This is a genomic window from Streptomyces sp. NPDC053665, from assembly GCF_055585285.1.
In genome coordinates this window covers 167,366-190,331 of record NZ_JBVJKK010000006.1, presented here as the reverse complement: position 1 = coordinate 190,331, position 22,966 = coordinate 167,366, and the positions used below count along the sequence as shown (strand labels likewise).

25 protein-coding genes and 1 pseudogene are annotated in these 22,966 nt (G+C 74.0%); 19 read left to right on the top strand and 7 right to left on the bottom strand.

Annotated features, from left to right (window positions below):
- Window positions 1-231 precede the first annotated feature (231 nt).
- Window positions 232-1,494 (top strand): glycoside hydrolase family 88 protein, encoded by a 1,263-nt coding sequence (locus ACZ6ZN_RS24125; RefSeq protein ID WP_469649305.1) that lies wholly within the window; start codon window positions 232-234, stop codon window positions 1,492-1,494.
- A gap of 37 nt (window positions 1,495-1,531) precedes the next feature.
- On the opposite strand, the gene ACZ6ZN_RS24120 is transcribed toward ACZ6ZN_RS24125, so the two are convergent.
- Entirely contained in the window at window positions 1,532-2,809 is a 1,278-nt protein-coding gene (locus tag ACZ6ZN_RS24120; protein WP_469649303.1) for an alginate lyase family protein, read from the bottom strand.
- 205 nt (window positions 2,810-3,014) lie between these two features.
- Here ACZ6ZN_RS24120 and ACZ6ZN_RS24115 point away from each other — a divergent pair, with 205 nt between their 5' ends.
- A complete protein-coding gene (locus ACZ6ZN_RS24115) occupies window positions 3,015-3,752 on the top strand; it encodes an SDR family oxidoreductase (protein WP_469649300.1) in 738 nt (245 codons plus the stop codon).
- A gap of 8 nt (window positions 3,753-3,760) precedes the next feature.
- Here ACZ6ZN_RS24115 and ACZ6ZN_RS24110 read toward each other — a convergent pair whose 3' ends face one another.
- Window positions 3,761-4,675: an RNA polymerase sigma-70 factor gene (locus ACZ6ZN_RS24110; protein ID WP_469649296.1), complete on the bottom strand. Its 915-nt coding sequence runs from the start codon at window positions 4,673-4,675 to the stop codon at window positions 3,761-3,763.
- Between the two features lie 237 nt (window positions 4,676-4,912).
- On the opposite strand from ACZ6ZN_RS24110, the gene ACZ6ZN_RS24105 reads away from it, so the two are divergent.
- Entirely contained in the window at window positions 4,913-5,383 is a 471-nt protein-coding gene (locus tag ACZ6ZN_RS24105) for a DUF6069 family protein (protein WP_469649294.1), read from the top strand.
- A gap of 90 nt (window positions 5,384-5,473) precedes the next feature.
- Here ACZ6ZN_RS24105 and ACZ6ZN_RS24100 read toward each other — a convergent pair whose 3' ends face one another.
- Entirely contained in the window at window positions 5,474-7,216 is a 1,743-nt protein-coding gene (locus tag ACZ6ZN_RS24100) for a hydrogenase maturation protein (RefSeq protein WP_469649292.1), read from the bottom strand.
- 149 nt (window positions 7,217-7,365) lie between these two features.
- Between ACZ6ZN_RS24100 and ACZ6ZN_RS24095 the strand changes: the two genes are divergently transcribed.
- Both ACZ6ZN_RS24095 and ACZ6ZN_RS24090 read left to right on the top strand, forming a co-directional pair.
- Window positions 7,366-8,124, top strand: coding sequence for an IclR family transcriptional regulator (locus ACZ6ZN_RS24095; RefSeq protein ID WP_451878688.1), 759 nt, complete (start codon window positions 7,366-7,368; stop codon window positions 8,122-8,124).
- A gap of 112 nt (window positions 8,125-8,236) precedes the next feature.
- Window positions 8,237-9,394: pseudogene (locus ACZ6ZN_RS24090) on the top strand (PP2C family protein-serine/threonine phosphatase); the annotation flags it as partial.
- A 368-nt stretch (window positions 9,395-9,762) separates the two neighbouring features.
- On the opposite strand, the gene paaK reads toward ACZ6ZN_RS24090, so the two are convergent.
- Together paaK and paaI are read right to left on the bottom strand one after the other, a co-directional pair.
- Window positions 9,763-11,121, bottom strand: coding sequence for a phenylacetate--CoA ligase PaaK (gene paaK, locus ACZ6ZN_RS24085; protein ID WP_451878687.1), 1,359 nt, complete (start codon window positions 11,119-11,121; stop codon window positions 9,763-9,765).
- On the bottom strand, window positions 11,118-11,507 hold the full coding sequence (paaI, locus tag ACZ6ZN_RS24080) for a hydroxyphenylacetyl-CoA thioesterase PaaI (protein ID WP_469649835.1): 390 nt from the start codon (window positions 11,505-11,507) through the stop codon (window positions 11,118-11,120). The genes paaK and paaI overlap by 4 nt, the downstream gene beginning before the upstream one ends.
- 193 nt (window positions 11,508-11,700) lie before the next feature.
- Between paaI and paaA the strand changes: the two genes are divergently transcribed.
- From paaA to ACZ6ZN_RS24045, 7 genes are all read left to right on the top strand, one after another.
- A complete protein-coding gene (paaA, locus tag ACZ6ZN_RS24075; protein ID WP_469649287.1) occupies window positions 11,701-12,687 on the top strand; it encodes a 1,2-phenylacetyl-CoA epoxidase subunit PaaA in 987 nt (328 codons plus the stop codon).
- Window positions 12,684-12,977 (top strand): 1,2-phenylacetyl-CoA epoxidase subunit PaaB, encoded by a 294-nt coding sequence (gene paaB, locus ACZ6ZN_RS24070; RefSeq protein ID WP_469649285.1) that lies wholly within the window; start codon window positions 12,684-12,686, stop codon window positions 12,975-12,977. The genes paaA and paaB overlap by 4 nt, the downstream gene beginning before the upstream one ends.
- A 10-nt stretch (window positions 12,978-12,987) precedes the next feature.
- Complete coding sequence (gene paaC, locus ACZ6ZN_RS24065) at window positions 12,988-13,815, top strand: 1,2-phenylacetyl-CoA epoxidase subunit PaaC (protein ID WP_469649282.1); 828 nt, start codon at window positions 12,988-12,990, stop codon at window positions 13,813-13,815.
- Window positions 13,809-14,324, top strand: a complete 516-nt coding sequence (gene paaD, locus ACZ6ZN_RS24060; protein WP_398108379.1) for a 1,2-phenylacetyl-CoA epoxidase subunit PaaD — start codon at window positions 13,809-13,811, stop codon at window positions 14,322-14,324. The genes paaC and paaD overlap by 7 nt, the downstream gene beginning before the upstream one ends.
- The gene (paaE, locus tag ACZ6ZN_RS24055) at window positions 14,324-15,439 is read left to right on the top strand and encodes a 1,2-phenylacetyl-CoA epoxidase subunit PaaE (RefSeq protein ID WP_451878684.1); all 1,116 of its coding nucleotides are present in this window, start codon (window positions 14,324-14,326) and stop codon (window positions 15,437-15,439) included. The genes paaD and paaE overlap by 1 nt, the downstream gene beginning before the upstream one ends.
- Before the next feature lie 127 nt (window positions 15,440-15,566).
- Window positions 15,567-17,531: a heavy metal translocating P-type ATPase gene (locus ACZ6ZN_RS24050; protein ID WP_469649278.1), complete on the top strand. Its 1,965-nt coding sequence runs from the start codon at window positions 15,567-15,569 to the stop codon at window positions 17,529-17,531.
- 215 nt (window positions 17,532-17,746) lie between these two features.
- A complete protein-coding gene (locus ACZ6ZN_RS24045) occupies window positions 17,747-18,148 on the top strand; it encodes an SseB family protein (protein WP_469649275.1) in 402 nt (133 codons plus the stop codon).
- A 28-nt stretch (window positions 18,149-18,176) separates the two neighbouring features.
- Here ACZ6ZN_RS24045 and ACZ6ZN_RS24040 read toward each other — a convergent pair whose 3' ends face one another.
- Both ACZ6ZN_RS24040 and sigJ read right to left on the bottom strand, forming a co-directional pair.
- On the bottom strand, window positions 18,177-18,566 hold the full coding sequence (locus tag ACZ6ZN_RS24040; protein WP_398108376.1) for a MarR family winged helix-turn-helix transcriptional regulator: 390 nt from the start codon (window positions 18,564-18,566) through the stop codon (window positions 18,177-18,179).
- Between the two features lie 99 nt (window positions 18,567-18,665).
- Complete coding sequence (gene sigJ / locus ACZ6ZN_RS24035; protein WP_469649272.1) at window positions 18,666-19,556, bottom strand: RNA polymerase sigma factor SigJ; 891 nt, start codon at window positions 19,554-19,556, stop codon at window positions 18,666-18,668.
- Between the two features lie 107 nt (window positions 19,557-19,663).
- On the opposite strand from sigJ, the gene ACZ6ZN_RS24030 reads away from it, so the two are divergent.
- The 7 genes from ACZ6ZN_RS24030 to ACZ6ZN_RS24000 all read left to right on the top strand — a co-directional run bounded on the left by ACZ6ZN_RS24030 (window position 19,664) and on the right by ACZ6ZN_RS24000 (window position 22,939).
- Window positions 19,664-20,026 carry a hypothetical protein gene (locus ACZ6ZN_RS24030; RefSeq protein ID WP_469649270.1) on the top strand — a complete coding sequence of 121 codons (363 nt, stop codon included), beginning with the start codon at window positions 19,664-19,666 and terminating at the stop codon, window positions 20,024-20,026.
- Between the two features lie 240 nt (window positions 20,027-20,266).
- Window positions 20,267-20,524, top strand: a complete 258-nt coding sequence (locus tag ACZ6ZN_RS24025; RefSeq protein WP_398108373.1) for an ArsR/SmtB family transcription factor — start codon at window positions 20,267-20,269, stop codon at window positions 20,522-20,524.
- A 195-nt stretch (window positions 20,525-20,719) separates the two neighbouring features.
- Window positions 20,720-21,202, top strand: a complete 483-nt coding sequence (gene crcB / locus ACZ6ZN_RS24020; RefSeq protein WP_469649266.1) for a fluoride efflux transporter CrcB — start codon at window positions 20,720-20,722, stop codon at window positions 21,200-21,202.
- Window positions 21,199-21,579 carry a DUF190 domain-containing protein gene (locus ACZ6ZN_RS24015; RefSeq protein WP_469649264.1) on the top strand — a complete coding sequence of 127 codons (381 nt, stop codon included), beginning with the start codon at window positions 21,199-21,201 and terminating at the stop codon, window positions 21,577-21,579. Before crcB (ACZ6ZN_RS24020) ends, ACZ6ZN_RS24015 begins: the two co-directional genes overlap by 4 nt.
- On the top strand, window positions 21,576-21,923 hold the full coding sequence (crcB, locus tag ACZ6ZN_RS24010; protein ID WP_469649260.1) for a fluoride efflux transporter CrcB: 348 nt from the start codon (window positions 21,576-21,578) through the stop codon (window positions 21,921-21,923). Before ACZ6ZN_RS24015 ends, crcB (ACZ6ZN_RS24010) begins: the two co-directional genes overlap by 4 nt.
- 171 nt (window positions 21,924-22,094) lie before the next feature.
- Window positions 22,095-22,775 (top strand): FadR/GntR family transcriptional regulator, encoded by a 681-nt coding sequence (locus ACZ6ZN_RS24005; RefSeq protein ID WP_469649833.1) that lies wholly within the window; start codon window positions 22,095-22,097, stop codon window positions 22,773-22,775.
- Entirely contained in the window at window positions 22,772-22,939 is a 168-nt protein-coding gene (locus ACZ6ZN_RS24000) for a hypothetical protein (protein WP_469649258.1), read from the top strand. Before ACZ6ZN_RS24005 ends, ACZ6ZN_RS24000 begins: the two co-directional genes overlap by 4 nt.
- Window positions 22,940-22,966 lie beyond the last annotated feature (27 nt).

The window sequence follows — 22,966 nt, the reverse complement described above, 5'->3', positions numbered from 1 at the left end:
GAGGCGGGCGGACCGGGAGGCGTGGACACCACATGCCGGTACCACCCGGCGCCCCCCGAACCGCGCCCCCGGGCCGGAATTCCCCCGAAGGCCGGTAGCTCCGGCCGGTCCCTCCACCGCACGCCCGACGTTCACCATCATGAACATCTCTCACGTGGGTGTACACGCTGCTGCCGTTCATGCGACGCTCGGTCAACTCCGTTCCCACGCCCCACAGTTGGAGGGATCCGCATGCGTGTCTCCCGTCGTGCCGTACTGTCCGCGGCGGCCGGTGCCGCAGCACTGTCCGCAGCCCCGCCGGCCGCAGCGGCCCCGGGCCCGCACGGCGCCGCCACCGCGGCCCCGACCGCCGGCGGGGCTCCCGTGCCCGCACCCACCCTGCGCCGGCTCCGCGAGGCCGCCGACTACGCCGTCGGGAAACTGCACGCCGTGGCCCCGAAGGTGACCGCGTTCCCCGTCGGCACCAAGTTCGAGAAGTGGGTGTACTCGCAGAACGGCGACTGGGTCGGCGGCTTCTGGCCGGGCACGCTCTGGATGGCGTGGCTGCACAGCGGCGACGACACCTTCCGCACCCTGGCCGCGGACGCGGCGCGCCGGCTCGCCCCGCGCCAGTACGACACCGGCACGCACGACCTCGGCTTCCTCTTCACTCCCTCCTGGGTGACCGCCTGGCGGCTGACGGGCGACGAGGCCTGGCGGACGGGCGCCCTGCGCGCCGCCGACTCGCTGATCCGGCGGTACAACCCGCGCGGCCGCTTCATCAGGGCCTGGGGCGCGCTCGACAGCCCGGACAACGCCGGCCGCGTCATCATCGACACGATGATGAACCTGGACCTGCTGGCCTTCGCCGGCCGGCAGACCGGTGACGCCACGTACCTGGACATCGCCGTCGAGCACGCGCGGACCACCCGGCGGTACTTCCCGCGCCCGGACGGCTCGACCCCGCACGTCTACGACTTCGACCCCGCCACCGGCGCCCCGATCGGCCCGAACACGGTCCAGGGGTACAGCCCGTCGTCCTGCTGGTCGCGCGGGCAGGCCTGGGGGCTGTACGGGTTCACCACCATGTACCGGCGGACCGGCGACCGGGACTTCCTCGCCACCGCCCGCAGCCTCGCCGACTTCGCGATCGGCGCGCTGAGCCCGGACCACGTCCCGGTGTGGGACTACCGCGCGCCGCAGCAGCCGCACGACGTCAAGGACGCGTCCGCCGGCGCGGTCATGGCTTGCGGGCTCCTCGACCTGGCCGCCGCGACCGGCCGCGGCGCGTACCGCGAGGTCGCACTGCGACTGCTCACGGCCCTGTCGGAGACGTGCCTGACCCGGGACTCGGCCCGGGCGGAGGCCGTGGTCGCCCGCTGCACTCGCAACCGCCCGGCCGAGGACGGGGTGGAGATCTCCCTGCCGTACGCGGACTACTACCTGCTCGAAGGTATCCTGCGCGTCCTGCGGCCGCGGGACGTCGACCGGGCGATCGACCTCTCCACGATCTGACCGGTCTCCGCCCCGGCGGCTCGCGTCCCTCGACCCGTCAGCCCGTGATCGAGTCGAGCTGCTCCGCCGCCGGGCGCAGCGCCCACAGGTCACCGCCCGGCGGCTCCTCCAGCGACGGAACGGCCCGGCGCGCCCGCGGGTCCCCGGCGTCGGCGGCCGCGTGCACGACATCGGTGGCCGCGAAACGGTGGAACTCCAGCTCCGGATGCGGCCAGTCCGCCGCGCCCGTCGCGGCGGGCAGCAGGTAGTCCACCGCCTTGGACAGGCTCTGGCCGTCCGGGCCCCGGTAGGCCCACAGGTCCACCCCGACCCGGCGGCCGATGGCCGCCAGCCTGGTGTGGGCCACCAGCGTGAACGTCGAGTAGTGCCAGCTCCTGGTCCGGGCCAGTTCCTGGGGCTGGCCGCCGTCCGGCGCGATCTGCACGGCGATGCGCCTGCCCCGTGCGTCGAGCACCGTGCGCCGGGCCAGCGCCACGTCGCCGGTGGCGTGGGCCAGGCCGGCGAGCAGCAGGTCGTAGAAGGTGCCGTGGTTGTTGGCGGCGGCCGCCTCCTGCCTGCCGAAGTCGCTGTCCTTCAGCCAGCCGAGGAAGTCGGTGTTCCAGCGGCTCATGGCGCCGCGGTCCTGCCGGGTCCAGCCCGGGGCGCCGGTCTCCAGCAGGGCGAGCGCATCCAGGACGCCGGTGTAGGACTGCGAGAAGTCGATGATGCCGATGGCGCGGCCGTCGTACTTGCACGGGATGAACTGCGCGTGGTCGAGGTTCGGGTTCATCCGGGTGGACGGGTCGAGGAACCAGGTGCGCAGCACCTGCCCGGCCTTGAGGGCGTAGCGCCGCTCGCCGGTGTAGTACCAGGCGAGGGACAGGTCGTAGGCGGAGTCGAACGTCTTCTCCAGGTCCTGGCGGTCCGTGCCGGAGTCGACCTCGGGGTTGCGCTCGCCGTCGCGCTGCACGTACGGGCAGCCCCAGGGGTTGCCGGCGGTCGGTGTCGTGGTGGGCCACCAGTACGGGGCCTGGCTGAGGTAGTCGTGGACGTCGCCGCCGGGGGCCGGGCGGGGCTTGTCGACGACGGTCCAGGGGCCCTGGTCGAGCCACTTGTCGGCGCGCGCCCGCAACGCCCGGACCGCCTGCCGCAGCCGGGGGTCGCCGTGCCGGACGCGGGTCCTGGTGTGCTCGAGACGGGTGCCGTCCAGCACGGTCGTCTGAGGCACGCGGTCGGAGTGTGCCGTCTCGGGCCGGGCCGAGGCGGTGGGGGCGACGCCCGTGAGGAACGCCGTCAGTGCCAGCGCGAGGATCCCCGCGCGTCGTGGTGCGCCCATCGTCCGCTCCTTGTTCATCATGTTCAGATGAGTGAACAACGTTCAGGTGTGTGGCGGCGTGAGCATGGCACGGCAGTGCCGGTGCCGGGAAGAGGGGTGCAGCGATCCGGGGTCGCCCGGTGGACGCGACCGGTGTGCCTGTCACAGACCGGCGCCCCGCTCTGTCTCTGTGGTGAGTCAGCACTTCAGCGAAACGGAGACAGTGATGAAGATCGTGGTCGTCGGCGGTACGGGACTCATCGGCTCGCAGGTGGTCACCCTCCTGCGCGAGGCCGGGCACGAGGCCGTCCCCGCCGCACCCTCCACCGGCGTCGACACCCTCACCGGCGAGGGACTGGCCGAGGTCCTCGAGGGCGCCGACGTGGTCGTGGACGTGTCGAACTCGCCGTCCTTCGACACCGAACCGGCTCTGGACTTCTTCACCCGGTCGGCGCGCACCCTGTTCGCCGCGGAGAAGGAAGCGGGCGTCCGCCACCATGTGGCCCTGTCGATCGTGGGGGTCGACCAAGTGCCCGGCTACGGCTACTACGAGGCCAAGGTCGCCCAGGAGAACGCCGTGCGCGACAGCGGCGTGCCGTACAGCCTGGTGCGCGCCACGCAGTTCTTCGAGTTCGTCGCTCCGGTGATGGACATGTCCACCCAGGGCACCGAGGTGCGGCTGCCGTCCACCCGGCTGCGGCCCATCGCCTCCGCCGACGTGGCCGCGGTCGTCGCCGAGGCGGCACAGGGCGAACCGTCCCACGGCATCCGCAACATCGCCGGCCCCGAGGTGTTCGGCCTCGACCGGCTCGGCGAACTGACCCTGGCGGCCGAGCCGGACGGCCGCACGGTCGTCACCGACGAGGAGGCCGGCCTGTTCGCCGGCATGCCCGACGTGCTCACCGGTGACGACAGCGCGCATCTCGCGGCCACCCGCTTCGAGGAGTGGCTGAAGCGGAGCTGACCGGCGGCCTACGCGCGATCGGTCCGGCCCCGGGCCGACCGCTCGTACGCCCGCAGCTTCTCCGGAGCCAGGACCCAGTACAGCCCGTCGATGCCGTCCGGCCCCGCCGTGGCGCTCACCAGGGCGACGGCCGCCCCGTCCACCAGGAGCAGCAGGCAGGGCTGCCCGTTGGCCTCGGCCACGCGGTACTCGGCGCCGGGGAAGAACCTGTGGGCGAAGGCGGTGACCCTGGCCACCCGCCCGGCCCCCGCCACTGCCAGCCTGGCCACGCCGCGCATGCCGTTGCCGTCGGCGTGGGCGACCACGTCGGCCGACAGCACGTCCTCCAGCGCGGCGACGTCGCCGTCCCGGGCGGCGGCGACGAACGCCTCCAGCAGACGCCGGTGCTGCGCGGTGTCGACCGGCTCCCGCCGTTCGGCGGCCAGACGCCGGCGGGCCCGGGAGACGATCTGCCGGGCGTTGGCCTGACTGAGCTCGAGCATGCCCGCGATCTCGTCGTACGCGTAGCCGAACGCCTCCCGCAGCACGTAGGCGGCCCGCTCCACCGGGTTGAGCCGCTGCAGGACCAGCAGTACGGCCAGCTCCAGCGCCTCCCCGCGCTCCGCGCCGAGCTGCGGGTCAGCGCTGGTGTCCACCGGTTCCGGCAGCCACGGCCCGACGTAGGACTCGCGTCGGACCCGCGCCGACTGCGCCACGTTGATCGCCAGCCGGGTGGTGATCCTGGCCAGGAACGCCCCGTGGTCGAGGACCACGCCCCGGTCGGTGCCCTGCCAGCGCAGCCACACCTCCTGCACCACGTCCTCCGCCTCGGACACGCTGCCCAGGACGCGGTACGCGATGCCGAACAGGCGCGGGCGCAACCGCTCGAACGCGTCCGCCGCCGCGTTCAGCGTCTCGTCGGTGAGGGGCCGCCGCTGGTCCATGCTGCCGATGCCTCCGGGGGTGGGACGTCCTGCCTCCGACAGTACGGCCCCCGTGGTGCGCCCACCCGGCGGCACTCGCTCCGCGTGACGGCTCGGTCCCCCACGCCGGCCAGGGGCGGCAGGCCAGGGGCGGCAGCGGCGATACCGGACCGCGCGCACCGATGAGTTCCGGCGGACCGCGCCGTCTACCCCTGCACAGGGCTCGCCGAGCCCCAACGCCCCTCAGGAGAGCCCGACATGACTGTGACGACCACTCAGAACCCGTCCGCGCAGGACCGTCCGGCCAGGATCTCCGGCTTCCTCGCCACCCGTCCCGTCTGGCTGGTCGGGCTGCTCGCGACGCTCGCGGGCGCGGTCGTGACCGAACTGTTCGCGCTGGCCGCCCGCGCCGCCGGCGTCCCCATGGAGGCGGCGAGCCCGGGCGCGAAGGAGGCGGCACCGATCCCGGTCGGCGGCTTCTTCGGCGGGGTGCTGTTCTGGTCGGTCGCGGGCATCGTCCTGGCGGTCGCACTCGCCCGGTGGGCCCGGCGGCCCGCCCGTACGTTCACGGTGACCACCGTCGCGCTCACCGTCCTGTCCCTCGCGGGCCCTGCCGTCGCCCCGCACACGGCCCTGTCCACCCAGGCCGTCCTGGCCGTGTCCCACCTGGTGGCCGCCGCCGTGATCATCCCGGCGCTGGCCGGGCGGCTGTCCCACGTGCGCCGGTGACGCCCCGGCCCGCACGCCCCGCCCCGGCCCGTCGCGCTCATGCGCCGACGGGCCGTCGGCCTCCCCGCGCCCGGCCGCGCCGCCTCCTCCTCACCCGTCCGCGCCCAGCAGCGGCCGGGCCGCTCCGGCCGGGACCTTGCGCACGAAGGCGGACCGCAGCGCGTGGTACGACGCCTGCGGGTCGAAGAACACGGCCCGCATGCGGGCCAGTTCGGCCCTGCGGTACTCGGCCAGGGGCCGGTGGAGCTCGTCCGCGTGCCGCGCCGTGGCCTTGGCGGTGATGCGCCGGGCGAGGTCGCCGTCGCTCACCGTCCCGGCGGCCAGACGTTCCACCTCCGCGGTGAACTCCTCGGCCGCGACCGGCACCAGACGGTCGACCAGCCCCATCCGCTCGGCCGACACCGCGCTCACCGGCAGCGCCTGGCTCGTCAGGCGCTCCGCCGTCTCGGCCCCCACCCGGCGCGGCAGCGAGTACGTCCAGTACTCCGAGCCGTACAGGCCCATGGTCCGGTAGTGCGGGTTCAGGACGCCGCCCGTGCGGCACCAGACCTCGTCCGCGGCCAGCGCCAGCATCAGCCCCCCGGCGGCCGCGTTGCCGGCGAGGGCCGAGACGACCAGCCGGTCGGTGGTACGCAGCACGGCCTCGACCAGGTCGTTCAGAGCGGTCAGATTGGCCCAGGACTCGCCCGCCGGGTCGCCGGCCGCCTCGATGACGTTCAGATGGATGCCGTTGGCGAAGACGTCCCGGCCGCCGCCGAGCACCAGCACCGAGGTGGGGCGGGTCAGCGCGTACCGGTAGGCGGCGAGCAGCCTGCGGCAGTGGACGGTGCTCATCGCGCCGCCCGGGAAGGAGAAGGACAGGAAGCCCACGTCGCCCTGCTGGCGGTAGCGGATGTCCGTCCAGGTCGTGCGGTCCGCGGGCAGTTCGAGCCGGGCCGCGATCTCCGGCAGCCAGTACGGGCGGTCCGTCATGCCGGGCATGCCCGGGCCGCTGCCGGCCGGCGCGGGGAACCCGGCCAGCACCGAGGCTGCGGGGCGGCGGAACGGAGCCGGATCACCGGAGCTCTTGCGGGGACGCAGCTCCGGGATCCACACGGCACCGTCCCGGGTCGCCCGGCACACGGCGCCGGCCCGGGTGGCCAGCAGTTCCCCGGGCCGCCCGCGCAGCCGGTCCTCCGGGTGCCCGCCGTGCAGGAACACCTCGCGCCCGCACAGCTCGTCCAGCACGCCCGGCTGCGAATCGGCGGCGCGCAATGTGCGCAGGACCGTTTCCGTGTCGTCGTTCTCCCAGTCCACGCGCCGCTGCTCCTGGCGGAGGAAGTCCCGCCAGACCACGTGGATGCCCGGGTCGCTCTGCGGCCGGGGCTTGAACGCGCCGTCGGCGTAGCGCCGCACGGCCTGCAGGACGGCGGCCGTGGCGGCGTCGGACAGCTCGTTGCGGTACACGTCGCTCTTGCCCGCCGGCGGGACCGTGAAGGAGCCGTCCGCCCAGATGTCGCCCGCGTCCATGGCGGCCCCGGCCTGGAGCACCGTCACGCCCCACTCGCGGGCACCCTCGGTGAGGGCGTGGTCCAGCGACGAGGGGCCGCGGTCGCCGGGCGGGCCGGGGTGTACGACCAGGCAGGTGTGCTCCTGCCAGATGTCCTCCGGCAGAGCCGACTTCAGCATCGGCGCGACGATCAGCTCCGGGCGGAACTCGTGCACGGCGGCGCGGACCGCGTCGGCGCCGTGCGAGGCGAGGACGACGTCCAGGCGGTGGCCCTGGTCGGACAGTTCGGCGTACACACGCTGGGACAGGCTGTTGAACGCGCTGGCGACGAGCAAGATGTCCATGACATGGCATGGTGGCCGCTCGGGGAAGAGCCGAGAAGGACCCTTGCGGCGTTTCGCGCCTTTGTTCCGTTTCTGCCCGCTCGGGCATCGCTTGCGCACGTATCGGTGTCCACCTTGCTCGCCGTGCCGGCCTGGCGCAGGCTGTTCCTATGGGTGCGCGAGACGGCCCCACGCTCATCGGCTCCGTGCAGCGGGCGATGCGTCTGCTGGAGGCGGTGAGCGCGCACGAGAACGGCGCTCCGGCCAAGCAGCTGGCACGCGAGACCGGCCTGCCCCTGGCCACGGCCTATCACCTGCTGCGCACCCTGGTGCACGACGGCTATGTGCGGAAGCTGGACGACGGCGGCTTCGTCCTGGGCGACAAGCTGCAGTCCCTGCGCTCCACGGGCCGGGCCCAGGCCCTGCTGAACCGTGTGCGGCCGACGCTCAACGCACTGCGCGACGAGCTCGCCAGCGCCGCCTACCTCACCTTCTACGAGGACGGCGAGATCCGGGTCGCCGAGATCGTCGACGGGCCCGGCACCCCCCGCGTCGACCTGTGGGTCGGCTTCGAGGACGCGGGGCACGCCACCGCGCTGGGCAAGGCCGTGCTGCGGGAGCTGGACGAGGAGGCCCGCCGGGACTACCTGGCCCGCCACCACCTCGCCGACCTCACCCCGCGGACGATCACCAGCCTGCCGGAACTGCTCAGGCGGCTGGAGGCCCCGCCGCTGGCCCCCGCCGTCACGGACCTCGAGGAGTACTCCCTCGGCACGGTCTGCGTCGCCGTCCCCGTCTACAGCGGGGACACGGTCGGCTCGCTGGGCGTCTCCCTCCCGGCGCACCGCCTCTCCCGGCTGCCGGAGATCCGCGAGCGGCTGCTGCCGACCGCGAGCCGCGTCACCCGAGGGCTCTCGCTCACTATCTGAAAACCGTCTCCTTGCCGCCGTCCCGGCCCACCCCTTTTTCTGTATGAAACGGACATTCGGGGGTGCGCTTCCGGCCGCGCCCCGCGTACAGGTGAAGGACACGGATAAGCACATGAGCCATGCGCGAGACCTCGGTGGCGACCACCGCCCGGTACGGCCGTCCGGCAGCCGAGCGGCCGGTGCCGGAGCACCGGCCCGCAGACGCGCACGCGCGCGGCTGGCCGCCGGCACACCCGTCCTGCCCGCCCTGGTCGTCGTCGCCGTGCTCCTCGCCGACCTGACCGGTGACACCGGCACGATCTGGCTCCCCCTGCTCGCCGCCGGGCCCGCCCTCGCCGCCGTCACCAACGGGCTCACGGGCGTCGCCGGGGTCGGCCTGCTGGCCACGGCGGTCGCGGCCGTGCTCGGGCTTCGCGACGAGGTGCCCGGGCCGGAACTGACCGGCGTGCTGGCGGCGCTGGTGGCGGTCACCCTCGCGGGCGGCCTGGCGGTCGTGCTGCGCGGGCGGCGGGAGAGGGTCCTCGCGGCCGTCCGCTCGGTGGCCGAGACCGCCCAGCACGCGCTGCTCAAGCCCGTACCGGCCCACGTCGGCCCGTTCCAGGTGGCCGTGCGCTACAGCGCCGCGGCGGCGGAGGCCCGGATCGGCGGTGACCTCTACGCGCTGATACCCACCCCGCACGGGGTGCGGCTGATCGTGGGCGACGTGCGCGGCAAGGGGCTGCCCGCCGTGGGGACCGCCGCCCTGGTCGTGGGGGTGTTCCGGGAGGCCGCCCACGACGAACCCGACCTGCTCGCCGTGGTCGAGCGGATCGAGCGGAGCCTCGCGCGCAACCTCGGCCACGACGACTTCGTCACCGCGATCGTCGCCGGGTATCCGCCGGGTGGGCACCTGGAGATCGTGAACTGCGGGCACACGCCCCCGCTGCTGGTCCGCACGTCGGGGGCCGTGACGCCGGTCGAGCCCGATCTGCCGTCCCCGCCCCTCGGACTGCGCGCCCTCGCGGGCCAGGTCCCCGGCCTGCAGGAACTGCCGTTCGCCGAGGGCGACCAGCTCCTGCTGTACACCGACGGGGTCACCGAGGCCCGCGACCACGGCCGGGCCTTCTACCCGCTGGCCGAGGGGCTTCAGCGGCACGTGAGCCCCGAACCGGCCCGCACCCTCGACGCCCTGCACGGCGAACTGCTGGCGCACGTGGGCGGCAGGCTGCACGACGACGCGGCCCTGCTGCTGATCCGCAAGCCGGTCCGGTCCCGGACGGCGACCGGTCCCGGATCACCCACCGAGCCGGGGGCATCCACGGAGCCGGGTACTTCCACGGAGCCGGGGGCGTCCACCGAGCCGGGTGCGTCCACCGCGCTCACGGCACACACCCGGACCGGTGCGCACACCCCACCCGGGGCACACACGTCACCTGAGGCGCGCACCTCGCCCGGGGCGCACACCTCACCCGAGGCGGACCCCGGGTCGCACGAGACCGGGGCGACCGGGCGGACCTCGGCGTACGCGGTGCACACCCGGCCGGAGGCGCCCGGCGTTGGCGAGGCGCACGCGGGGCCCGCAACACCCGGCGAGGAACCGGCCACCCCCGTGCGGTGCCGTTCCTGAACGCCCCTGCCCGACCGCCACCCGGCCGGCCCTCACTCCTCGCGCAGGTCCTTGACCCGCTTGAGCTTGCCGACGGACCGCTCCAGGGTCTCCGGCTCGACGATCGTCACGTCGACCGTGACGCCCACGCCGTCCTTCACGTCCTTCGCGATCGCCCGCGCCGCCGCCTCGCGCGACTCCGGCGGGGTGCCGGGCCGGCTCTCGACCCGGACCCCCATGTGGTCCAGGCGGCCGCGCCGGGTCAGCTGGATCTGGAAGTGCGGTGCGACCCCGGGGGTGCGCAGCACGATCTCCTCGATCTGGCTGGGGAAGACGTTCACACCGCGCAGGATGATCATGTCGTCGCAGCGGCCGGTGATCTTCTGGATGCGGCGGAAGGCGGGCCGGGCCGTGCCCGGCAGCAGCCGGGTCAGGTCGCGGGTGCGGTAGCGGACGATCGGCAGGGCCTCCTTGGTGAGCGAGGTGAAGACCAGCTCGCCCTCCTCGCCCTCGGGCAGCACCTCACCGGTGATCGGGTCGACCACCTCGGGGTAGAAGTGGTCCTCCCAGACGTGCAGGCCGTCCTTGGTCTCCACGCATTCCTGGGCGACGCCCGGGCCGATCACCTCGGACAGCCCGTAGATGTCCACGGCGTGGATGTCCGTCCGCTCCTCGATCTCGCGGCGCATCTGCTCGGTCCACGGCTCCGCGCCGAAGATGCCCACGCGCAGGCTGCTCGCCCGCGGATCGAGGCCCTGCCGCTCGAACTCGTCGAGCAGGGTCAGCATGTAGGACGGGGTGACCATGATGATCTCGGGCCGGAAGTCCTGGATGATCTGCACCTGGCGGGCGGTCATGCCGCCGGAGGCCGGGATCACCAGGCAGCCGGCGCGCTCCGCGCCGTAGTGGGCGCCGAGGCCGCCGGTGAACAGCCCGTAGCCGTAGGAGATGTGCACTTTGTGCCCCGGGCGGCCGCCGGCGGCCCGGATCGACCGGGCGACCAGGTCCGACCACATCGACAGGTCGTTCTCGGTGTAGCCGACCACCGTGGGGCGGCCGGTGGTGCCGCTGGAGGCGTGCACGCGCCGCACCCGGTCCATGGGAACGGCGAACATGCCGAACGGGTAGGTGTCGCGCAGGTCGGCCTTGGTCGTGAAGGGGAAGCGGGCCAGGTCCTCCAGGGAGCGGCAGTCCTCGGGCCGCACGCCGGCCGCGTCGAACTTCGCGCGGTACGTCTCGACGTTGTCGTAGGCGTGCCGCAGGCTCCGGCGCAGCCGGTCCAGCTGGAGCGCGCGCAGTTCCTCGCGGGTGAGGCGCTCGGCGTCGTCCAGGAGGGCGTGGGGGAGGGGCTCGCCCCGCCGCCGTCCGGCCGGGTCCACGGCGCCCGGCGTGGTCTGCGTGTGGCTGGTCATGCCGGCTCCTCGGACCTCGTGCTGTGGATGGTGCGGCTGCGGCCCCGGAACTCGGCCACCACGTCGTCGCCCCGCAGGACGGTCACGTCGTACAGGCCGCTGCGGCCGTACCGGGTGCGTTCCTCCGCCCTCGCCACCAGGATGTCGCCCTCGCGCACGGGGGCGACGAACGAGATGTCCGCGCCCGCCGCGACGGTCACCGGACCATGGCTGTTGCACGCGCAGGCGAACGCCGTGTCGGCGAGGAGGAAGACGTACCCGCCGTGTGCGATGCCGTGGCCGTTCACCATCGACCCGGTCACGGTCATGCGCAGCACCGCGGTGCCCACGCCCTGTTCCAGCAGTTCGATCCCGAGGCCCCGGGAGGCCCGGTCCGCGGCGAACATGGCCTCCGCGGGCGTCGTCGCGTCAGCGGTTCCGGTCACTTCACGCACCACCTTGTAGCCCGACCGACCATTCGGTTAGCTTGGCGCCAAGTAATCAAGCCGCCACCGGGGCTGTCAAGAGCCGGGGGCTTACCAAGGCGCCCCGGCTTGGATAGCATGGACCGAACGAATGGTCGGTTGGGAAGTGGGACGGATGGACACGACACACTCCAGCCCCGCGGGGGCGGACGGCGCCGAGCCGGTTCTCCAGCAGCACTTCGAGGCGACGATCGCGCGGGACCAGCGCATCGAGCCGCGCGACTGGATGCCCGAGGGCTACCGGAAGACACTGGTCCGGCAGATCGCGCAGCACGCGCACTCCGAGATCATCGGCATGCAGCCCGAGGGCGAGTGGATCACCCGGGCGCCGTCGCTGCGCCGCAAGGCCATCCTGTTCGCCAAGGTCCAGGACGAGGCCGGGCACGGGCTGTACCTGTACTCGGCGGCGGAGACGCTGGGCGCCGACCGCGCCGACCTCACCGAGCGTCTCATCGAGGGCCGCCAGAAGTACTCGTCGATCTTCAACTACCCGACGATGAGCTTCGCCGACGTGGGTGTCATCGGCTGGTTCGTGGACGGCGCCGCGATCTGCAACCAGGTGCCGCTGTGCCGCTCCTCCTTCGGGCCGTACGCGCGGGCCATGGTGCGGATCTGCAAGGAGGAGTCCTTCCACCAGCGGCAGGGCTACGAGCTGCTGATGACGATGATGCGCGGCACGCCCGAGCAGCGCGAGATGGTGCAGGACGCGGTGAACCGCTGGTGGTGGCCGTCGCTGATGATGTTCGGCCCGCCCGACGAGGCCTCGCCCAACTCGGCGCAGTCCATGGCCTGGAAGATCAAGCGGCACAGCAACGACGAACTGCGCCAGCGCTTCGTCGACATGACCGTGCCGCAGGCCGACAAGCTCGGTGTGACGCTCCCGGACCCGGAGCTGCGCTGGAACGAGGAGCGGGGGCACCACGACTTCGGCACGCCCGACTGGGACGAGCTGATGAGGGTCATCAAGGGCGACGGACCGTGCAACGAGGAGCGCGTGACCCGACGCCGCACGGCCCACGAGGAGGGCGCCTGGGTGCGTGAGGCGGCCACCGCCCACGCCGCCAAGCAGGCGTCCCGGACGCGGAAGGGAGCGGTGGCATGACCGCCGGCAAGCAGGACTGGCCCCTGTACGAGGTGTTCGTGCGCGGCAAGCGCGGCCTGAACCACGTCCACGTGGGCTCGCTGCACGCGGCCGACGACCGCATGGCGCTCACCCACGCCCGCGACCTCTACACCCGCCGCAACGAGGGCGTGTCCATCTGGGTCGTGCGCTCGCAGCACATCGCCGCCTCCACACGCGACGAGAAGGACCCCTTCTTCGAGCCGAGCGCCGACAAGGTCTACCGACACCCGACCTTCTACGACATCCCCGACGACGTCCCGCACATCTGAAGGAGAGGGCATGAGCGACGACCACGTCTACCTGACCCTCGCCGAGGGACACGAGGACGACACCCGCTGGGCCTACGGCACCGGCTTCGAGGACCCCCTGCACGGCGTCGACACCACCGTCCCGGACGGCGTGGACGCCGGTGAACTGGCCGGCCTCTGCGTCGACCTGGCCGACGACGCCCTGGTGGCGGCCCAGCGACTCGCCGAGTGGACGACCCGCGCCCCCGAGCTGGAGGAGGAGGTGGCCCTCGCCAATATCGGCCTGGACCTGCTGGGCCAGGCCCGCCTCCTCTACTCCCGCGCGGGCCAGGTCGACGGCACGGGCCGCGACGAGGACGCCTTCGCCTACTTCCGTGACGCCGGCGAATTCCGCAACGTCCGTCTGGCCGAACTGCCCAACGGGGACTTCGCGTTCTCGATCGTCCGGCTGCTGGTGCTCTCCAGCTGGCGGCTCGCGCACTTCGAGCGGCTCACCGGCCACCCCGACCCGGTCCTCGCGGCGATCGCCGCCAAGGGCGTGAAGGAACTGGCCTACCACCGGCAGTACGCCGCGGAATGGGCCGTGCGCCTCGGCGACGGCACCGAGGAGTCGCACCGGCGGATGCGCAGGGCGCAGGAGCAGGTGGCGCCCTACCTCGGCGAGCTGTTCACCGCGTACGACGTGCGCGAGGAGGTCGTCGCCGTCCTGCGCCAGGTGACCGAGGCGGCCGGACTGCCCATGCCGGTCTACCGGCCGCTGCCCGGTTCGGGCCGCTCCGGCGAGCACACCGGGCATCTCGTGCCCCTGCTGGCCGAGTTGCAGGGCGTGGCGCGGGCGCACCCGGAGGCGACATGGTGACGACGCTGCTCGACGCCCGGCGGGCACGGCGGATCGCCGAGCAGGTGCCCGACCCGGAGCTGCCCATGCTCACCCTGGCCGACCTCGGCGTGCTGCGCGAGGTGTCGCTCGCCGAGGACGGCACGGTCGTCGCGAGCCTGACCCCCACCTACTCGGGCTGCCCGGCCATGGCGGAGATGCGCGCCGGGGTGGCCGCCCGGCTGCGTGACGCCGGGTACGCGCGCGTGGAGATCCGTACCGTCCTGGACCCGCCGTGGACCAGCGACTGGATCACGGACGAGGGCCGCCGCAAGCTCGCCGAGCACGGCATCGCCCCGCCCGGCGCCGCACCCGCCCGCGCCGCGGGACCGGTCCCGCTCGTGCTGTCGCCGACCCGCCGCTCGGTGCCCTGCCCGCGCTGCGGTCACCCCGACACCGAGGAGACCTCCCGCTTCGGCGCCACGTCCTGCAAGGCCCTGTGGCGCTGCCTCGCCTGCCGCGAGCCGTTCGAGTACCTCAAGGAGATCTGATGGAGGACCTGATGGAGCCGGCCCCCTCCCCGGGGGTACCCGCGCGTGCCCGCCGACGTCCGGTCTTCCACTCCCTGCGGGTCGCCGAGGTGCGTCCGCTGTGCGAGGACGCGGTGGCGGTCGGTTTCGACATCCCGCCGGACCTCGCCGGGGAGTTCGCCTTCGCGCCGGGTCAGTCGCTCACGCTGCGGCGCGAGATCGACGGCCGCGACGAGCGCCGCTCCTACTCGATCTGCTCACCCGCGGGCACGGCCCCGCGCATCGGCGTGCGGGTCGTCCCCGGCGGCCTGTTCTCGTCCTGGCTGGTGCACGAGGTGCGCCCCGGCGACCTGGTCGAGGTGATGGCGCCGACCGGGGCGTTCACCCCGGACCTCACCGCCCCCGGGCACCACGTCCTGATCGCCGCCGGTTCCGGCATCACGCCCATGATCTCCATCGCCGAGTCCGTCCTGGCCGCCGACCCCCGCTCGCGCGTGACCCTCCTGTACGGCAACCGCCGCACCGGCACGGTGATGTTCGCGGACGAACTGGCCGACCTGAAGGACCTGTACCCGACGCGCTTCCAGCTGGCCCACGTCCTGTCGCGCGAACCCCGCGAGGCCGAGCTGCTGTCCGGCCGCCTCGACGCCGAGCGGCTGTCGGCGCTCGTCGACGCGCTGGTCGACGTGGAGTCCGCCGGCCACTGGTGGCTGTGCGGCCCGCACGGCATGGTCCGCTCCGCCCAGCAGGTCCTGGCCGGCCTCGGCGTCCCCGCCGACCGCGTCCACCAGGAGCTGTTCTACGCCGGCGACGAACCCGTCCGCGAGGTCCACCACGCCGAGGCGGGCCCCTCCGGGCCGGTCAGCCAGGTCACCGTCACCCTGGACGGGCGCTCCACCACCTCCGCCCTGCCCCGCGAGCGCACCCTCCTCGAAGGCGCCCAGGAGACCCGGCCCGACCTGCCCTTCGCCTGCAAGGGCGGCGTCTGCGGCACCTGCCGGGCCCTGGTCACCGACGGCAAGGCCGACATGCGCCGCAACTTCGCCCTGGAGCCCGCCGAGGTCGACGCCGGCTACGTCCTGACCTGCCAGTCGTACCCGGTGTCGGACGAACTGACGGTGGACTTCGACACCTGAGCCGCGCGCGGCGGCCGTCCGCCAGGGGAGGCGGACGGCCGCCGACGGCACATGAAGGCATGAATGAGTCTTCATGTGTTCCTGTAAGGTGGGGGCCTCACGCGTCCCCGCCCGAAGGACCCCTCCCATGACCTCCACCCTCACGCCGCGGCCCGCCGGCCGGGCGGAGCCCGCGCGCACCGGGAGCGCACCACGGCGGCGCACCCGGCTGCTCACGCTGCCCGAAGCCCGGTGGGCCGCGGCGGCCACCGCCTGCTTCCTGCTCGCCCTGCCCCTCCAGCTCACCGGCGCGCCCTCCTGGACCTGGGGGCCGCTGTACGCACTGGCATACGTGTCGGGTGGCTGGGAGCCGGGCCGGGAGGGCCTCAGGGCGCTGAAGAACGGCACTCTCGACGTCGACCTGCTGATGGTCGTCGCCGCCCTGGGCGCGGCCTCCATCGGGCAGGTCATGGACGGCGCCCTGCTCATCGTCATCTTCGCCACCTCGGGTGCCCTGGAGGCGCTGGCCACGGCCCGGACCGCCGACTCCGTCCGCGGACTGCTCGACCTGGCCCCCGCCACCGCCACCCGCATCGCCCCCGACGGCACCGAGCACACCGTCCCCGTGGAGGAGCTGTCGGTCGGCGACACGGTCCTCGTCCGCCCGGGCGAGCGGATCGGTGCCGACGGCCGGGTGCTCGACGGGGCCGGCGAGGTGGACCAGGCGACCATCACCGGTGAACCGCTGCCCGTGCCCAAGGGCCGGGGCGACGAGGTGTTCGCGGGCACGCTCAACGGCACGGGCGCCCTGCGGGTCCGGGTCGAGCGCGACGCGTCCGACTCGGTCATCGCCCGGATCGTCCGCATGGTGCAGGAGGCGTCCGAGACCAAGGCACCCACGCAACTGTTCATCGAGAAGGTCGAGCAGCGCTACTCGCTGGGCATGGTCGCCGCCACCCTGGCCGTCTTCCTGGTGCCCCTGGCCGCCGGCGAGGACCTCACCGAGGCGCTGCTGCGCGCCATGACGTTCATGATCGTGGCGTCCCCGTGCGCGGTCGTCCTGGCCACCATGCCGCCCCTGCTCTCCGCCATCGCCAACGCCGGACGGCACGGCGTCCTGGTGAAGTCCGCCGTGGTGATGGAGCGGCTCGGGCAGGTGGACGCGGCGGCCCTCGACAAGACCGGCACGCTCACCGAGGGCAGCCCGCGCGTCACCGAGGTCCGCACCCTGCCCGGGTCCGGCCTCGACGAGGAGGAGGTGCTGGCCCTGGCGGCCGGCGCCGAGCAGCCCAGCGAGCACCCCCTGGCCCGGGCGGTCGTGGCGGCCGCCCACGCACGCGGCGTGCCCGTGCCCGCCGCCCACGACTTCACCTCCACGCCCGGCGTCGGAGTGAGCGCCGTCGTCGACGGCCGCACGGTCGCGGTCGGCGCGCCCGCCCGCCTCGCGGACACGGCGGCGGCGACGGCCGCGGAACTGGAGGAGTCCGGCCGCACCGCGGTGCTGGTCGTCGTGGACGGCGCTCCCGCCGGACTGCTCGGCATCGCCGACCGGCTGCGCCCCGACGCCGCCGGCACGGTCGCCTCCCTGACCGCGCTCACCGGCGCCGCTCCGCTGCTCCTCACCGGCGACAACGCCCGGGCCGCGGCGCGGGTCGCCGCCGAGTCCGGCATCACCGACGTGCGCGCCGGGCTGCTGCCCCAGGACAAGCTGACCGCCGTGCGGGAACTGGAGCGGGCCGGACGCCGTGTGCTGGTCGTCGGCGACGGCGTCAACGACGCGCCCGCCCTGGCCGCCGCCCACACCGGGATCGCCATGGGCCGGGCCGGGTCCGACCTCGCCCTGGAGACCGCCGACGCCGTGATCGTGCGCGACGAACTCGCCGCCGTACCCGCCGTCGTCGCCCTGTCCCGCCGCGCGCGCCGGCTCGTCGTGCAGAACCTCGTGATCGCGGGGGTGTTCATCACCGGGCTCGTCGTCTGGGACCTCGCCGGCGACCTGCCGCTGCCGCTGGGCGTCGCCGGCCACGAGGGGTCCACGGTCCTGGTGGGCCTCAACGGCCTGCGGCTGCTGCGGGACTCCGCCTGGCGCCGCGCCGCCGCAGGGCGACCGTAGTCCGTCCGGCTGCGCTCCCCCCCCGACCGCCCGGACCGCGGACACCCGCGGACCCCGGGCGCCGGGTTGCGGGGGGAGCGGCTGCCGACGGACCCCGGAACCCTCAAGATCCGCAAGGGTTGCGCCCGGCCCGTTCGGGTACGCGAGCAGGAATGCGCCCGGGGCGGATCATGTCCCGGGCGGCACGCACGACCGCCGCTACCAGGGAATCTGCCATGGAGACACCTGCAAACGACCCCACGCCCACGCCCGCCCAGCGGGCTCTGGACGTCCTCGCCGACAACACGGAGGACGCGGCGGCACTGGACGCGCTCGCCAACAGCGACGTGCTCATCCCCGTGCCCGACGACGCGAGCGACGGCGAAGCCGCCAACCCCTCGGCGGTGGCGCTGCCCGTGCTGGAGCAGCCGGGCGGCGAGCCCGTGGTGCCCGTGTTCACCTCCGAGATGGAGATGGCCGGGCTGCTGCCGTTCGTGTCCCGCTACCGTCTGGTACCGCTCGGCGCCCTGGCCGCACAATGGCCGGCCGACGACCTGTCGCTCACCATCGACGGCAGTTCGGAGCACCGCCTGACGCTCACCTCGGAGGGAGTGCGCACCCTGCTGGCGCGCCCGTAGGGCCAACCGCCCCGTCCGGGCCCGGGCGCTACTCGCCCAGGGTCCGGGCCAGTGCGGCCCGCTGCAACGGCAGCACCTCGGCGTGCAGGGCACGCCCCTTGTCCGTGAGGGACACCCACACCCCGCGCCGGTCCTCCACGCAGACGGACCGCGTCACCAGTCCGTCCTTCTCCAACCGGGCGATCAGCCGGGACAGCGCGCTCTGGCTGAGGTGGACCCGCCCCACCAGGTTCTGCACCCGGCACTGCGCGCCCTCGTCGGCCGCCGCGGTCACCAGCATGTCCAGCACCTCGAAGTCGGAGGCGCCGAGGCCGTGCGGATGCAGCGCCCGGTCGATCTCGCACATCGTGCGCGCGTGCGCCGACAGGATGTCCCGCCACCGTTCCTCGAGCCGCACACCGGCCGTCGTCGCTGCCATAGGTGCACGGTAACACCGGCCGGGGGGTTCCATGAGTGTGCATGCAGTGCTCGTCCACGGTCCGCCGGCGGCCCGGACGGCCGGAGATCGGCAGGTGTCCTAGGCAGCCCGCGCCCAAGGCCGCAGCTTCTCCGGATTGCGCACCACCCAGATCCGCGTGGCGCGCCCGTCCGCGACCTCGAACGAGGCGACGGTCAGGACGGCGCCGGCCCGCCGGGCCACCAGCCCTGGCACCCCGTTGACCGACCGCTCCAGGAGTTCGAGTCCCGGCGCCCGGTCGGCGATCCCCGCCATGTACCGGGCGATGCCGGCGGCGCCCTCCACCGGACGCAGTGCCGCACCGGCCACGCCACCGCCGTCGGCGGTCATCACGGCGGCCGGGTCGAGGACGTCCACGAGGGCCGCGATGTCCTTGTCCTCCCAGGCCCGCCGCACCCGCCGGACCACGTCCGCCTGACCGGCCGCGGCGGGAGCGGGAGCGGCGCCCACCCGGCGCCGGGCGGAGGCCGCGAGCTGCTTGCAGGCCGCCGGGGTCCGGCCGAGGACGCCGGCGATCTCGGCGAACGGGTAGCGGAAGACGTCGTGCAGGACGAACGCCACCCGCTCGGCGGGTGTCATCGACTCCAGCACGACGAGGAAGGCCATGGTCACCGACTCGTCCAGGACCATCAGGTCCGCCGGGTCGGTGGCCCGGCCGTGGCCCCACTCGGCCCGGTCGGGCAGCGGCTCGGGGAGCCACGCGCCGACATAGCGTTCGCGCCGGGCCCGTGCAGAGCCGAGCACGTCCAGGCAGATGCGGCCGGTCACGGTCGTCAGCCAGGCGCCGGGGGAGCGGATCTCCCGCCGCCGGCCCACGGGCAGCGCGTACCAGCGGGCGTACGCCTCCTGCACGGCGTCCTCCGCCTCGGCCAGCGAACCCAGCAGGCGGTAGGCGACGTTGATGAGCCGGCGCCGTTCACCGGCCGTCCCGTCCGTGTCCGTCCCCGTCATCGGATGCCCCCCGGCCACCGGCTCGCCTTACCTTTCGCGCGCCCGCTTCGTCGGACCGGTGAGACCTTACCGATCTGCTGCCCGGCCGGGCGGAACAGGGGACTGACATGGCCACACAGGCGACGGCACCGCGCGGCAGCTCCTTCCTGCAGTTCGCGATCGCCCTGCAGACGCTGACCATCTTCCTCCAGGCGGTCTCCGCCGGGCTGCTGCTGACCTCGTCCTACGGGGAGTTGCTGCACGGCGTCGGGGCGCGGGTGATGTACGGGGCGTCGATGCTGTACCTGCTCGCGGCGGTCCTGGCCTGGAAGCCCGGCGGCGGCTCGGCGCGGCCCGTAGGGCACGCGGCGGGTTTCCTCCTCCTCGCGTCGGTCCAGGTCGTGCTCGGCATCGCGCACGTGCCGTCCGTCCATCTCCCTCTGGGTGTCGCGATGTTCGGGCTGAGTGTGCTCGCGCTGGTGCGGCGCTGATAGTCGCGCGTGGGCGGCCCTCGTCGGTCAGGCCCCGTCCGGCTCGTCCGGCTCCCGTCCGGCCCCGTCCGGGACCGGCAGCGGGGGCCGTTCTCCCCGCACACCCGCCGATCATGAACTCCGCTCAGCGCCACGGCAGTTCGGTATCGGTCAACGCGTGCGAGTGCCGGACAGGGCCGCCGGAGCTGCGAGACAGTGGGAGGGCGCGGTGAGGGCACAGCCGCGGGGCAGGGGCACGACATGCTGAGGACTCCGACCGACGAGACGCGGCTGCGCATCCTGGCCTGGCTCAAGGAGCCCGGACCCGCCGCCGACGGGGTCACCGTGGACGACGTGGCCGAGCGGTTCGCGCTGGCGGCGCCGGTCGCCCTCACCCATCTGCGCCTGCTGGAGGCGGCCGGCCTGCTGCGCTCGACCCGGTCCGCCGGCGTGGTGCGCTACCACCGGGACGACATGCGGATCGCCGAGGTGGCCCGCATGTTCGAGAAGGGCTGGTAGGCGGGCCGAAGGCCCGGCCCTCGACGTGACCCCGCCGCGCGGCCGGGGTTAACCTGAACGCGGCCGCGGGGGTCCACCGCGGCGCGGCGGTGGGGCCCGCCGTACCCGAACCGCGGCAGGACGCCGCCAACGGTCCCTACTTGCGACGGCACACGCCCGCACCCCCGGGCCCCGGCGAGTAGGAGACGCACCACCGTGACAGCCCCTCAGGAGCCCTTCAGCCGCCCGGCCGGCTCCCGCCGGGCGTCCTCCCGGCGTGCCCAGGCGCCCGTGGTCGCCGTGGTGGCGCTGGGCGGGGCGGCGGGCGCCACCGCCCGGTACGCGGCGGGCCTCGCGTGGCCGTCGCCGCACGGCGCCTTCCCCTGGACGACGCTCTGGGTGAACATCGCCGGCTGCGCCGTGATCGGCGTGTTCATGGTGCTGATCACCGAGGTCCGGACGGCCCACCCGCTGGTCCGCCCCTTCTTCGGCACCGGCGTCCTCGGCGGGTTCACCACCTTCTCGACCTACGCGGTGGATGTCCGGCAGCTGATCGACGACGGCAGGGCGGCGACCGGACTCGCCTACCTCGCGGCGACCCCGCTCGCCGCCCTCGCGGCGGTGTGGCTCGCCGCGACGGCGACCCGCTCCGCCCGCAGCGCGGCGATCCGCGCCGCCCTCGCAAGGAGGCAGTCATGACCGCATCGACCGGTACGGCCCTGCGGCTCACCGTCATCGTCGGCGAGAACGACACCTGGCGCCACAGGCCCCTCTACGCGGAGATCGTCCACCGGGCCCACGCGGCGGGACTCGCGGGCGCCTCCGTCTTCCGCGGCATCGAGGGCTTCGGCGCCTCCTCCCTCATCCACACCGCACGGCTGCTCTCGCTCGGCGAGGACCTGCCCGTGGCGGTCGTGGTCGTCGACACCGCCCCGCGGGTGCGCGCCTTCCTGCCGCAGCTCCAGGACCTCGTCACCGACGGGCTCGTCACCGTCGACACGTGCGAGGTGATCCGCTGCGCCGAAAGCGGGGACGATCCCGGCAACCCGGACACGGAGGGTGAGAAGTCGCCGTGAACTGGCTGCTGGTCGTCTGCGGCGCGATGGTGGGCGCCCCGCTGCGCTACCTCACCGACCGGGCGGTCCAGGCCCGGCACGACTCGGTCTTCCCGTGGGGCACCTTCGCGGTGAACGTCACCGGCTGCCTGGTCCTCGGCCTGCTCACCGGCGCCGGCGCCCAGCTGCAGCTCCTGCTCGGCACCGGCCTGTGCGGGGCGCTGACGACGTACTCGACGTTCTCCTACGAGACCCTGCGCCTGGCGGAGACCGGGGCGGGACTGCGGGCGGCCCTGAACGTCGCCGCGAGTGTGTCGGTGGGCGTCGCCGCGGCCTTCGCCGGGGCCGCGCTGGTGCGCCTGTGAGGGGCGCGTCCGAGAGGTGCCGGAGGGCGTCAGGGCGCGGAAACCGGCGGGAAGGGCCGTCGCGGGCGGCACGGGCCGGCTTGACAGGACGAGCCGTCGGCCCGGAGTATCGCTCCCGTGAACCTGTCAGACAGCCGGACAGCCGGACAGCCCGTGCGGCGCGTGAGCGCCATGGAAGCGGTCCTGGCACACCTGCGCGGCGCCATCGAGCGGGGCGAGTACGCCATCGGCGACAAACTCCCGTCCGAAGCGGAGCTGTGCCGCACCCTCGAGGTCTCCCGGCCCGTGCTGCGCGAGGCGCTGCGGGCGCTGCAGACCATGGGACTGACCGTGTCCCGCACCGGCAAGGGCACCTTCGTCGTCGCCGCCGCCGTCGAGGACCCGACCTTCGGCGACTACGCGGCCAGCGACCTGATGGAGGTGCGCCGCCACGTCGAGATCCCCGTCGCGGGGTACGCCGCCCTGCGCCGCACCCCGGAGAACCTCGACCACCTGGCCCATCTGATGGACCGGATGGAGCGGGAGACGGACACCACCGCGTGGGTCGCGATGGACACGCTGTTCCACCTCGCCGTCGCCGAGGCGGCCCAGAACCCGGTCTTCCGGCGGGTCATCGAGGGGATCCGGGACGCCCTGGCCCGCCAGTCGGCCTTCCTCAACGAACTCGGCGGCCGCCGCGAGCAGTCCAACCGCGAGCACCGCGCGATCGTCGAGGCGCTGACCGACGGCAGCGAGGACGACGCCGTGGCGGCCATGACCCACCACCTCGACCGTGTCGAGACGACCCTCACCGACATCGTGCGCTCGCCGCGCACGGCGGACGGGCCCGCGGACGGCGGAGCCGGGCGTTGAGCGGGCAGTCCCTGCACGACGAGGTGCAGAAACGTTCCGTCGGCGGCGGCGCCGAACGCACCACCGTGCTGTGCCTGCCGCTGATCGCCGCGGCCCCGGTCGCCGGACGGTTCGCCGTCCGCGGCCGTGTCGCCCGCACGTCCACCACCGGATCCGGCACGTGACCGACGCGCCGTTCCAGAGGAAGCAGG